Genomic DNA, 11,977 nt, shown 5'->3' with positions numbered 1-11,977 from the left:
CATGGCAGCCGCACCGCTCTCCAACAACACGTTGCATGTCGTTATCGACATGCAACGTCTGTTTGCCGAAGACACGGCGTGGCATACGCCGACAATCGCTGGGATTCTTCCAAACGTGCTGACACTGTGTCAGGCGCGGCCATCCCAAACGGTCTTTGCACGTTTCGTCGTGCCGCAAACCGCGGCAGATGCCAAAGGCGCTTGGAAGAATTACTATCGCCGTTGGTCATCCGTAACGCTGGATGAACTCGATATTGCCATGCTGGATCTGGTTGCACCACTTGCGGCCATCGCCGGTCCGGATTCGATTGTCGATAAGGAGACGTATTCGGTCTTCGGCTCGCCCGGTTTTGCACAACGGCTGGAAGCCTCAGGTGTCGAGACGCTGATTTTTTCCGGTGTCGAAACCGATGTCTGCGTTTACGCCAGCGTTCTCCACGCGGTCGATGCGGGCTACCGGGTCATTCTGGCGCAAGACGCGTTAGCAAGCGGCGACATGACAGCACACGCACTCATTATCGAAAACCTGGCGCCAAGGCTCTCCGAGCAGATTGAAATTCTGTCTACGCAAGCCATCCTGAACCTTTGGCGGAGCTGAATTTGGCAATGTCGTTGCCAGTTTTGAAGACGGACAGATAGATTTGAGAGATCATATGAGCATTCCGTTCGAAGACAAAACCGCTTCACAAAAAATACCGTCGGCACCGATGGCCGACACAAACGGCCAGCAGGCCGAATATACACTTGGCGAGCAAATAGGATTTTATCTTCGTCAGGCGAACCAGCGCCACGTATCGATATTTACCAGCCTGATTACCGAGAAGCTGACCACCACCCAATGGGCCGCACTCGTCAAGCTCAAGGATTTGCAGCCCTGCTCTCAGGGCAATCTCGGTCGCGAGACGGCTATGGATATGGCCACCATCAAGGGCGTGGTCGATCGCCTTGTGAAGCGCGGGCTGGTGCATACCGCGCCAGATGCTGCCGATGCGCGGCGTCTTGTGTTGACGCTGACCCCAGAAGGCGAGGCGACAGTCATCCGCAATTTGTCCGTGGCGCTTGATATTTCACAGGAAACGCTCAGCACTTTGACGCTTGCCGAGCGAATGATGCTGATGGAACTGCTGCAAAAAATCTGTTGAGAGACAATGCCTGTCGGCTGAAATCGAGAGAATATCCATGTTCCAACCGGATGAAGACGAAATCGCGTCGTTGCTTGCCGAGATGACGGTTGCCGAAAAGGTCGACCTGCTCAGCGGACGCGGGTTATGGAAGACCGCCTCGGTGGAACGGCTCGGAATCCCATCGATCATCATGACCGATGGTGCCTATGGTGTCCGCTACTCGACAAGCCAGATCGATGCCGGCGAGAACGACGAGGACAGCTTGAGGGCGTTCCTGCAACTGGTCGATCAGCAGGCTGATTCCTCCGGCGGCATGTTCGGCAATACCCGTCCTGCGACCTGTTTTCCAAACGGTAATCTGCTTGGCTGTTCCTGGGATGTCGATCTGGCCTATCGAATGGGGGCGGCGCTGGCTGCGGAATGCCAGAATTTCGGCGTTCACCTGTTGCTCGGACCGGGCATTAACATCCGCCGCACACCGCTGGCGGGTCGCGCCTACGAATATTACTCCGAAGACCCCGTTATCAGCGGCGATATTGCCGCAGCCATCATCTCCGGCCTTCAAGACAATGGTGTCGGCGCTTCGTTGAAGCATTTCGCCTGCAACAATTCCGAGATAGAGCGGACAACCACCAGTTCGGACGTTGATGAACGGACGTTGCGTGAAATCTATCTGGCGGGTTTTGAGCGAGCGATCCAGAAAAGCACCCCCTGGACTGTCATGAGCGCCTATAATCCGTTGAACGGCGTTCAGGCGGCTGAACATCATTGGCTGCTCAACACCGTGTTGCGCGAAGAATGGAGTTATGACGGGCTTGTCGTGTCTGACTGGCACGCGATAAAGGACCGCAGGGCGGCCCTTGCTGCCGGGACCGATCTCGACATGCCGGAAAGCCAGCCGCGCAAGGCGCGACTGCGCGCCACAATCGAGGCGGGTGATCTGGCTCCAGAGGTTGTCGATGCCGCCTGTGCGAAGGTTCTAGCATTCATTGGCAAGTGCAAGACACATGAGCGGCGCGACATGGCCGCCGATCTCGAAGAACACCACGCCTTGTCGCGAGACATCGCAGCGGAATCTACTGTCCTGCTGCGCAACGAAGGCGGGGCACTGCCGATTGATCCGAACAGTCCGGGACGGATTCTCGTCGTCGGCGATGGCGCTGTTGTTCCCGTCATCCAAGGTTCCGGTTCGGCCACGACCAATCCCTACCGAGTTGATAGCCCCTTCGCCCAGATTGCGGCACGGGCGCGCTCCGGCTTTGAAGTCCGACACTTGCCATTTTCCTCTACGGCGGACGCGGATATGCAAGCGTCGGTCGCGGCTCTTGTCGAGGCCGCATCATTTGCCGATACCACCGTGGTGTTTGCGGAAAATGAAAAAAGCCGCCATGGGGAGGGCAACGACCGCGACACAATGAAACTAGCCGCGAGCCACGATGCCCTCATTCACGCGCTGGCTGACTCGGGTCGCAGGGTCGTCGTCGTGCTCTCCGTGCCGGATACGGTCGAGATGCCGTGGCTTAACAAGGTCGACGCCGTGCTTGCCAACTTCTATGCGGGGCAGGGTGGCGGCGAGGCGATTGCCCGCATCCTCTTTGGTGAACAGAACCCCTCCGGCAAGCTTTCCGCCAGCATGCCTGTGCGGATACAGGATATCCCCGGCTGGCACACCTATCCGGGCGAGCATGGGCGTCACCTTTATAGCGAAGGAATTTACGTCGGCTACCGCTTCTATGATCTCAAGGCAATCGCCCCGGCTTTCCCGTTCGGGCACGGTCTTAGCTACACGACATTTGCATATGAGAGCATCGAGACAGACGCGGTGGACATCGAGCCACGCAAGGGGTGCACGGTGCGGGTCACTGTGCGAAATACCGGGGCTGTTGCGGGCAAGGAAATCGTTCAGCTCTATATTCGCCCGATCAAACCCGGCCTTAAGCGACCGATCAGGGAGCTGAAGTCTTTCGCCAAACTCCATCTGAGCGCCGGTGAGGCCAAGACAGCCACGTTTGCGCTTACGCCACGCGATTTCCAGTATTACGATACGGTGCGTAAGGCCTGGGTGCTGGATGGCGAGGCGTTCGTGATCGAGGCGGCGGCGTCCTCACGCGATATCCGCCTGTCGGTTACGTTACCCTGCATACCCGAAATGCCCGGCCCGCCTGTCTTGTTGTCCAATTCGCCAACGGCGACGGTCTTTGCGCATCCTAAGGCCAAGGCTGCACTAGTTGCCTTTTTTATCGCAAGACTTTCGATCTCAGACACAGAGGCCACTGCACTTCTCGCCAAGACGAAAGGCTCCTTTCTTGGCTTTTATGACACCTTGAGCTGGTATGTCGGCGATAGTGTCCGGGAAAAGGATATCGCAGAACTTTTCGCGGCATTGAACGACCGCTTGGAAGAGGGGGTGTCCAAATGACGACGGCATTTTGTCCGAACGATCCGCTGTCTGTCGCCGAGGCATGGATCGGTGAACGTCGCTCCGTTGCCGTTGCAACCGTCATCGAGACATGGGGCTCGGCACCGCGTCCGGTCGGCAGTCATCTGGTCATAGACGCCGATGGCAACTTTGAAGGTTCGGTGTCCGGCGGCTGTGTCGAAGGTGAGGTCATCACCGCAGCCATCGACGTGATCGCAGGTGGTACGCCACGAATGCTGGAATTCGGTGTTGCGGACGACACTGCCTGGCGTGCCGGATTGTCGTGCGGAGGCCGTATCCGCATTTATGTCGAGAGGATAAGCTGATGCGCCTCGACAGTCTTCAACGTCTCAATGCCGCGCGTCGACAACGTCTTGCCGCAGTGCTGGTGACCGATCTTGAAGGCCATGAAGAACACGTCGTGCTGGAAGGCGATCCGTTTGAGGGACCGTTTGCCGATCTTGTCGAAAGCGCCTTTTCGTCTGGCCGTTCGATGGCGTTCGACGGTGCGGAGGGCAAAGGTTTTCTGAACGTGTACCTGCCACCACCCCGGATTGCCATCATCGGTGCGGTACACATCAGCCAATGCCTCACGCCGATGGCAAGGATCGCAGGGTTCGATGCACGCATCATCGATCCGCGTGCGGCTTTCGCGACGACGGATCGTTTCCCTGATGTTGCCCTGCATATCGATTGGCCTGCCGATGCCTTGGTGGCCGATCCGCTGGATCGTTACACCGCCTTGGTGGTGCTTACGCACGATCCGAAGATCGATGATTTTCCTTTGGCCGAAGCGGTCAGGGCCGGTTGTTTCTATATCGGCGCGCTCGGCAGCCGAAAGACACACGCGGCGCGGATCGCCAGATTGACGACGGACGGTGTCGCGCCGGTTTCGCTTGCGGCAATCCATGCGCCTATAGGCCTGAACATCGGCGCGACCAATCCCGCCGAGATTGCCGTTGCGATTCTTGCAGAGATCATACAGGCGATGCGTTTGCGGTCGCCTGTACTGAAGGGACATGGGGCGCCATGAAGTTTGGCGAGTTTTCTGTCGATGATGCAGACGGACTTGTGCTCGCCCGCGCGCTCAGATTGCCTGAAGGCGTTTTTTCCAAGGGGCATATCCTTCACCGGGACGATGTCACGCGACTGCGGCAGGCTGGTGTGCGTCAGGTAACGGCGGTCCGTATCGACAATGAGGATGTCGGTGAAGACCAGGCAGCCCTGATGCTGGCCCAATCGATTTCGGTTGACCATATCCGGTTGTCGGAAGCGACCGCCGGACGCGTCAATATTCATGCGACTGTCAAGGGTATCTTCAGCGTCGACAAGGCCATGGTGGACAGGCTACTGGATACTCGAGCGTGTTCTGGCGGGAGAACAACCCGACGAGAACGATATCGCCCTCATGGGCGTCGGAGGCTTGTTGATGGAAGTGCAGACGCGGCAGCTGCCGCTTGAGATGTCGGAGAAGGTGCCGATGCAGCCGAATGTCGCAATCGTTCTGCTGGCAGCGGGAATGGCAAGGCGCATGGGACCGAACGGTGCCCACAAATTACTGGCAGAGTTCGACGGCATACCGCTGATCCGCCGCTCGGCTCTGGTCGCGCAAAACAGCAAGGCAGGGTCCGTCACCGTTGTTGTCGGTCACCGCGAAAACGATTTACGCGCGGCATTGTCTGATCTGTCTTTGAGCGTCGTTACCAATCCGGACTTTGCATCCGGCATGTCAAGTTCTCTGGCCACAGGTTTCGCTGCCGTTGCTGGCGATGATCCTGACGGTGTCCTGGTTATGCTCGCGGATATGCCGGGTGTGACCAGCAGCGATCTGAACCGGTTGATTGCTGCATTTCAATGCTCCGGCGGTTCGTCGGTCGTGCGCGCTGTTTCGCAAGGAAAGCGCGGCAATCCTGTTATCTTGCCCCGCTCCCTCAACGATGCAATTTTCCGTCTTGAAGGAGATGTGGGTGCCCGTCATCTGATCGAAAATTCCGGGTTGGCGGTGATAGACGTCGAAATCGGTGATGCGGCCCATGTTGACGTCGATACGCCCGAGGCGATCATCGCTGCCGGAGGCACTCTGGTTAACAAAGCTTAACCACAAAGGTCAGTCGTTGCGGTTCGCGCTTGATCGCGTTGAGGTAACCGGACCGCTTGAGGTCCGCATCGTCTCCAAAAAAACATGCGACGCCGTGGGTAAGGAATTCTCCACGAAGCTGATTGGCAGTGCTCCTTATGTGCTGAAGGAATGGCCCAGCCGAGATGCGGCAGCGACGTGCCTGTTCTTCACGCCGGGCAGGGAGAGCGCAGCGTTGCCTCCCACTTCCCGCTGGCAACGGCACCCTTTGTCGTGCCTCAGGCGATTGCGGGGTAGCCATGACTTGCGGCTTCCCGATCCATCTCGGCCAGCGCCTCGTAGTCGGCATCGTCAAGCAGGCTGATGCCGCGCAGCGACAGTCTATCACAGATGTGCGCGTTCTGCGGATCGGCAATGGTCTCGACCAGCACTTGGCGCAGGATGGCGAGTTCCTCTGCCGGGGTAGAGGCCGCGGTGATGAAGGGCAGGCCGGGGCCTTTCGCGGTCTGCGCCAGAATGCGGACGCCCGCTATACGGTCTGGATCAAAGCGCAGCGTATTGCCAAATGTGACGCAATCGATCGAGGCCACATCCGCTTCACCGCTCGCAATCGCGTCAATGCTGGGGCGGTGTCCACCGGTCTCTATGACCGACGAGAAAAAGCGCCCATCGATTGCATGTGGCGCGATGAAGTGGCGGAAAAGATTGTGGCCGGAATTGCTGCCGGGCTCGTTAATTGCCGCGCGGCTGCCCCGCAAATCCTCGATAGAACCAAACTTGGATTTGGCATTGACGATGATGAAGCTGCATTTCAACGCTCCGTCGCAACCGGGAAGACCATAGACCGGCGTTGCCACCAGCTGCACCTTGCCGCGCAGACGCTGGACGTAAGGATATCCGCAGGTCTGGCCAAACAGCAGATCAGGCTGAAGCCAAGCCTCATCATAGTGGATGGTTTCATCAAGCGCCAAAGGCGCCTCAAGTCCTTTGGCGCGAATGCGCGCGCCCAGCGCCACCCAAAAAGCCTGTGTGGCCTCCGCGACCTGCGGTGGGCTGACATACATGGCGAGGCTGGCAAAAGACATGCGTGGAAACTCCAGAAAATCAGTCGAAACCTATGCAGTACATAGACTTTAATCGCAACGGAATTTCTCAGGATAAGGATTTCGACCATGAGCGCCGTCCCGGAGAAAGCGTCTTCCACCTCCGCCAGCCCACTAAACTATTATCTCGTTTTTGCAACCAAAAACGGCTTCTTGAAGGAACAAAAATCTAAGATTTTATTATTTTCTATATTAATTTAGAAAAATTCTCTAATAAATCAATTCATGGGAATTATGTTTCGAAATTAGGTATTCCTGTCGCGAGCTGTACTGTGGCCCGGGCTAAGTGAATTTTCCGAAAGGAAGATGGTCGGTGGCAAGGTAACGGCGTTCCTTTTCAGAGAACTCGAAGCGGATCGGATTGTGCTCGTATCGGGTCAGCAAAACGCGATAGCCATTGACGAATTCATTCAAGACTTCCAATTCCTGACCCCACAGCCAGCCGCCATAGAACGTGCCGGCATCAGATCGCAATACGATCTCGAAAAAACAACCACCCGATACACCCGGCATCCGGAAAATGACGTCGACATTGTCCTCATCAAAGCCATCAGATGGTTTGTCCGATAAGGTCGTATATGTCACCTTTGCGTTGGCCAGTGCCGAGATCGGGTAGAATGGGCGGCCTTCGAACCACATGAACTCACTGATGATGTATCCCACATCGTCAGCACGCTGATAGGGTTCAACGAGTTGATCGAACACCATGTAAGAATGGCTAAATGTGGTCATCCCGGAATTGTCTCGACGATTTTTATCCTGCAACATACATCGATCCTCTTTAATGTTTTTGACAAGATAAAAATATGCGTCACGCCAACGTCAAATTGAAAATATTATGCCTTTCAATTTTCCATTGCCATGGTTAGATGACGAAGCATGAGGGTGGTTGAGTGGCTGAAACTGCTGAGTTGATTCCGATCAGACTGCTGGGAACGCCGCATTGCGAAGCGTTGCACGCTGCATTTTTCCCGGCAAAGGGTTTCGCTCTTTTGGCCGCATTGCTTCTCGCGCCCAATCACTGCCTGCCTCGCACGGTTGCGGCATCGCTTCTATGGGAAGATGTCGAGCAAAAGCGAGCGCTCGGCAACTTGCGGCAATTGATCCTGCGTCTGCAAAAGCTGATTGGATCAGAGGGTAGTCTTGTCATTGTTGATGGCAACGACCTTAGAGCCGGTGATCTTGCTCATTCATCTGATCTGGGTAGGTTTTTGGCCCATATCCGCTCCAGCGACCCGGACCGGCGTGCAAACACCTTATTGCTGTTTGGTGGAGACCTGCTTGACGGAATAGACGCGGGCCAGGATCATTTTTATCTTTGGCTCTTGTCCGAGCGTCGGCGCCTCAAGGATATTTTCTTTTCCGTTTTCGTTCAGCATCTGGAAGAACTGACGCGTTTTGGCCGAGGTCGTGCGGACGATATTGCGACCCTTACTGAATGTGCAATCCGCGTCGAGCCGGACCGCGAGGAAACCTATCGGGCCTCTATGGTCGCTTACATCCGCACCGGCAATACCGGTGCCAGCGAGCGCATTTTTCAGAGGCTTCAGCACCGGTTGGATATGGAAGGGCGTGGCCCGGAGCCTGCAACGGTCGCGGCGCGTCGGATGATGCAAAGTATCGCATCCGCGCCTGAGGCAATACAGGGGGATGTTGCCGAGCGACGGCGCCCGCCAGCGCCCAGACCCCGCATTGCGTTTCAGAAGCCGGTAAACATTCATGGATTGCCCGCAACGGCGGTTATGCAGGCCTTTGTCGGAGACGTTGCCAATAATCTCGTTCGCTACCGGACGTTCGTTGTTCTATCACCTCACTCCACCTTTTCAGTCCGAGGCGATGGCAGCGATCCACGTGATGCCACCCTGCGTACCGACTATCGCGTCGTTTCCACTGTGTTCGATGACGCGCGCATGTCGGTGGCGTTGATCGAGGAGGCGAGCGGTGAGCTGATCTGGTCAATCGAACTGGCTCTGGTAGAGCAGCAAATTCACTCTGCCTTCAGGATTTTGACCAAGCAGGTCGCAGCGGCGCTCGCCAGGGAGGTTGAACGGCTTCAGATTGATACGGATCGCAATCATAATGCTGGCGCATACCTGCATCTGCTTGAAGGTCAGCAACTGCTAAGCCGGAAATGCGATCTTCCGCTTCTGAGACGAGCCCGTTCAATCTTTCGCAAAGCTGTCGATCTCGATCATGGCATGGCGATCGCGCGCGCGCGGGTTGCGCAGACACTGCAATTGGAATGGTTGATGTTGGGCGGAGGCGATCCTCACTTGCTCCACCGAGCCAAGGCGGAGGCAGATGCCTCTGTCAATATTGATCCTGCACTTGGGACGGGACACTGGATGAGTGCCGTCATTGCCCTTTATCAGCGCGACTTTGACACGTCGGCGGAAAAATTTCTGGAAGCGGAAGCACTGGCGCCGAACTCGGCGGACCTTTTGCTCCAGCATGCGGACGCGCTGGCGCATTTTGGGGATCGTGAAGCCGCATGGGAAAAGTTTCTACAGGCGACAGACCTCAACCCGTTTGCCCCGGACATCTACTGGTGGGCGGGCGCAAGTATTGCCTTCGATCGTCAGGACTATGCAGGAGCAATTGGCCTCTGCGCGAAGATGGAGGACGATGAGGCGGCACTGAGGGTTCTAACAGCCAGCCATGCGCTGAATGGAGATATTGAGCAGGCACGTATTTGTGCGGGCAGGCTTCAGGAAAACTATCCGGGCATGAGCGCTCGTGAAATTACAGCCTTGTCGCCTGATCGCGATCCGGCAGCAAATGAAAACTTTTATAACGCACTCCGCATCGCTGGGGTAAAATAGAGGCAATGATGGCAAATTCGCAATTTTATATTATCGGCAAAAGGGGATCTGGCGTCCTGTTCGTTAGAACTGCGCCACTCAGGGTCGCAAACGTGACCCACGAGGCGATTGTCAATTACGAAACAAGTCATCCGGGTGTTGATGGTTACGCGCGCGTTGCAGCCGCAGCCAAAGCCATGCTGGTCAATCAAGACGGTCAGGCTGAAACTTCGCTGGACGATATCCAGATTCAGGGGATTGAAGCCCTTATTGCTGGCGGCGCCGTTGTGTCCGAAGCCGATTTTGCATTTGTCGGTGACGTCACAGATGCGGGCTGGGATTTCAATCGTAAAGCTCAGGCTCCGTTGGAAAACGCACTTCAGGCCGTTGGGCCGTCCGGCCCGGCAGCAGGAGCGCTGTTTGAGGCGATCCTCTCGGACAGCCCGAACGCTGCACCATGACCAACGCTGGCGTATAGGTGTGTGGTAATTCAGAAATGGATGAACATCACCCATACATCGATCCCGTACTGCTTCGGCAGTTCGGGATCACCCGCGTCGGCGACGTCACTGATCTGGACACCATAGGGGTTCCGGTTTGGTTTGCGGTGCGGCCCAATTCTCGCGGCCTCTCAGTATCTCAGGGCAAAGGCCTCACTGCGGGTCAAGCACGGATTTCCGCCGTCATGGAAGCGCTTGAGGGTGCAGTCGCAGAGGATACGCAAAAACACCTGCACACCTGCGGTTCAATCGCAGAAATGACCGGAAAGCACGCTGCTCTCGTTCCATACGAACGTCTGGGGCGCGTTGATACGAGCATGATCGATCCAGATCGCGAGCGTGCTTGGGTGAGGGGTATGTCGGTGCGTGATGGCCACCATGTCCTTGCGCCGTTCGAATTGATTGGCATGGATTTCCGGGTGGATTTTCCTTGGGATCGCCGTGCTTTTCAGATGAGTTCCGAGGGGCTGGCCGCCGGGTTTCATTACGACAGGACCGTCCTGCATGCTCTGCTCGAACTGATCGAAAACGATGCGTGTTTTCTGATCGATGCTTTCGATAGCCGCAATGTGGCTCCGCGTCCGGTTTCATTCCCCGCAAGCAAAGACAGTCCGCTTGAAGAACTCCTTCAGCGCCTTCAGGCCTTGGATATCCAGCCACGCTTTTTTGAATTGCCGGCTATCGCCGATATTCCGGTCGTGATGGCAAGTGTGCCGCGATTGCTTCTGACAGAGTCCGGGCCAACACTCCGCCGGGCTGCGGGAGTGGCGTGTCGTCTGGATTGGCAGGACGCCGCGCTGGCAGCACTGCTTGAAGCGATCCAGGCGCGACTAACGGATATAAATGGTGCAAGGGACGACCTGACGCCCAGCCGCTACCGCATCGATGATGGTGCGCCAATCCAGTCTCCGTCGACTGTCCACGACTTGAATGGCGTAAAGTCGGTCTCATTATTTCAGCAGGACCGTAAACCCCTATGGCGCTCGCTCGCTGATCATTTGTTTGCAGCTGGAATCCGGGATATTTACGTGTTCTCGCTGGAGACCGGTGTGGATGGCCTCTATGTCGTGCGCGTTCTGGCAGATGGACTGAGTGCGGCAGGCAAAGGTTTGCAAACAATCCCCATGCGCGCATTCGATGGTCTGGTGACGGAGCGAACCGTAAGATGAAGCCCGTAGTCTTTGCTGGACCCTCAATCTACGGCATTTCCGACACCCATTTTTCTGAACTCGATCTACGCCCACCCGCTGCCTCTGGAGACATCCTCGGTGCTGTAGAAGGTGGTGCGCGCATCATTGGCCTGATCGACGGTCTGTATGGGGATTGCGCGGCGGTTTGGCACAAGGAAATTCTCTATGCGATTTCCAAGGGCGTGATTGTTGCCGGCGCAGCCAGCATGGGCGCACTCAGGGCAGCGGAATGCAACGATTTTGGTATGATCGGTCTGGGTGAAATATTTCAATCCTACAAATCCGGTCAACGGGTTTCGGATGCAGATGTGGCGGTAAGCCATGCTCCTTCGGCGCTGCAATTTCGCCCCCTGACAACAGCTCTGGTGGACGCGGAAGCAACAATCCTTAAATGCGAGCAGCATCTTGATCCCGCCAAACGAGATTTGCTGCTGGGCGCTGCAAGACGTGTTCACTTTGCGCGGCGCACGTGGCGTTCGATCGCGATAGAGGCCGGACTCGGCGATGTGCATACGCTGCTCGCAGCCAATGCGGTGTCGATCAAACGACATGATGCAACCAGACTTCTGGTAGCCTTGGCGAACAACGACTTTTTGCCGGGCGGTCATCCTCACTTTAAGCTACAGAATACGATGTTTTTCGATGGCCTGTTCAGACGGCACGCCTCTGACGGACCTCCACGTTGATGGAAAATCAGAGGCTGCGACTTTTACCGGACTGTGGAGGTTTGATCGAAACCATCGCACTTTCCATTCCGGCGGCT

13 protein-coding genes are annotated in these 11,977 nt (G+C 56.5%); 11 read left to right on the top strand and 2 right to left on the bottom strand.

From position 1 onward, the window contains the following. The first annotated feature begins 1 nt into the window (after position 1). Genes RMR16_RS15970 through RMR16_RS15940 form a run of 7 tightly spaced genes read left to right on the top strand, consistent with a single transcriptional unit; the run spans position 2 to position 5,641 of the window. On the top strand, positions 2–598 hold the full coding sequence (locus tag RMR16_RS15970) for a cysteine hydrolase family protein (RefSeq protein WP_320199665.1): 597 nt from the start codon (positions 2–4) through the stop codon (positions 596–598). A 55-nt stretch (positions 599–653) separates the two neighbouring features. After that, a complete protein-coding gene (locus tag RMR16_RS15965) occupies positions 654–1,142 on the top strand; it encodes a MarR family winged helix-turn-helix transcriptional regulator (protein ID WP_320199664.1) in 489 nt (162 codons plus the stop codon). Positions 1,143–1,179: 37 nt separating this feature from the next. After that, positions 1,180–3,543 (top strand): beta-glucosidase family protein, encoded by a 2,364-nt coding sequence (locus RMR16_RS15960; protein ID WP_320199663.1) that lies wholly within the window; start codon positions 1,180–1,182, stop codon positions 3,541–3,543. Further along, positions 3,540–3,869, top strand: a complete 330-nt coding sequence (locus RMR16_RS15955; protein ID WP_320199662.1) for an XdhC family protein — start codon at positions 3,540–3,542, stop codon at positions 3,867–3,869. The genes RMR16_RS15960 and RMR16_RS15955 overlap by 4 nt, the downstream gene beginning before the upstream one ends. Then, positions 3,869–4,576: an XdhC family protein gene (locus RMR16_RS15950; protein WP_320199661.1), complete on the top strand. Its 708-nt coding sequence runs from the start codon at positions 3,869–3,871 to the stop codon at positions 4,574–4,576. Before RMR16_RS15955 ends, RMR16_RS15950 begins: the two co-directional genes overlap by 1 nt. Continuing rightward, positions 4,573–5,004 carry a hypothetical protein gene (locus RMR16_RS15945; RefSeq protein WP_413785983.1) on the top strand — a complete coding sequence of 144 codons (432 nt, stop codon included), beginning with the start codon at positions 4,573–4,575 and terminating at the stop codon, positions 5,002–5,004. Before RMR16_RS15950 ends, RMR16_RS15945 begins: the two co-directional genes overlap by 4 nt. Next, positions 4,973–5,641, top strand: a complete 669-nt coding sequence (locus RMR16_RS15940) for a nucleotidyltransferase family protein (RefSeq protein WP_413785982.1) — start codon at positions 4,973–4,975, stop codon at positions 5,639–5,641. The genes RMR16_RS15945 and RMR16_RS15940 overlap by 32 nt, the downstream gene beginning before the upstream one ends. Positions 5,642–5,898: 257 nt before the next feature. Here the strand turns inward: RMR16_RS15940 and RMR16_RS15935 are convergent, their stop codons facing one another. Both RMR16_RS15935 and RMR16_RS15930 read right to left on the bottom strand, forming a co-directional pair. Next, positions 5,899–6,705 carry a phosphate/phosphite/phosphonate ABC transporter substrate-binding protein gene (locus RMR16_RS15935; RefSeq protein WP_320199660.1) on the bottom strand — a complete coding sequence of 269 codons (807 nt, stop codon included), beginning with the start codon at positions 6,703–6,705 and terminating at the stop codon, positions 5,899–5,901. A 300-nt stretch (positions 6,706–7,005) separates the two neighbouring features. Beyond that, positions 7,006–7,431, bottom strand: coding sequence for a hypothetical protein (locus tag RMR16_RS15930; RefSeq protein WP_320199849.1), 426 nt, complete (start codon positions 7,429–7,431; stop codon positions 7,006–7,008). 185 nt (positions 7,432–7,616) lie between these two features. Between RMR16_RS15930 and RMR16_RS15925 the strand changes: the two genes are divergently transcribed. Genes RMR16_RS15925 through RMR16_RS15910 form a run of 4 tightly spaced genes read left to right on the top strand, consistent with a single transcriptional unit; the run spans position 7,617 to position 11,900 of the window. Continuing rightward, complete coding sequence (locus tag RMR16_RS15925; protein ID WP_320199659.1) at positions 7,617–9,545, top strand: BTAD domain-containing putative transcriptional regulator; 1,929 nt, start codon at positions 7,617–7,619, stop codon at positions 9,543–9,545. Between the two features lie 8 nt (positions 9,546–9,553). Further along, positions 9,554–9,985: a hypothetical protein gene (locus tag RMR16_RS15920; RefSeq protein ID WP_320199658.1), complete on the top strand. Its 432-nt coding sequence runs from the start codon at positions 9,554–9,556 to the stop codon at positions 9,983–9,985. A 35-nt stretch (positions 9,986–10,020) separates the two neighbouring features. Further along, complete coding sequence (locus RMR16_RS15915; protein WP_320199657.1) at positions 10,021–11,193, top strand: YcaO-like family protein; 1,173 nt, start codon at positions 10,021–10,023, stop codon at positions 11,191–11,193. Then, on the top strand, positions 11,190–11,900 hold the full coding sequence (locus RMR16_RS15910) for a TfuA-like protein (RefSeq protein ID WP_320199656.1): 711 nt from the start codon (positions 11,190–11,192) through the stop codon (positions 11,898–11,900). The genes RMR16_RS15915 and RMR16_RS15910 overlap by 4 nt, the downstream gene beginning before the upstream one ends. Positions 11,901–11,977: the final 77 nt, after the last annotated feature.

The organism is Agrobacterium sp. rho-13.3 (genome assembly GCF_033957765.2).
In the GTDB taxonomy this organism is placed as follows: domain Bacteria; phylum Pseudomonadota; class Alphaproteobacteria; order Rhizobiales; family Rhizobiaceae; genus Agrobacterium.
This window is presented reverse-complemented; position numbering and strand designations above follow the sequence as displayed.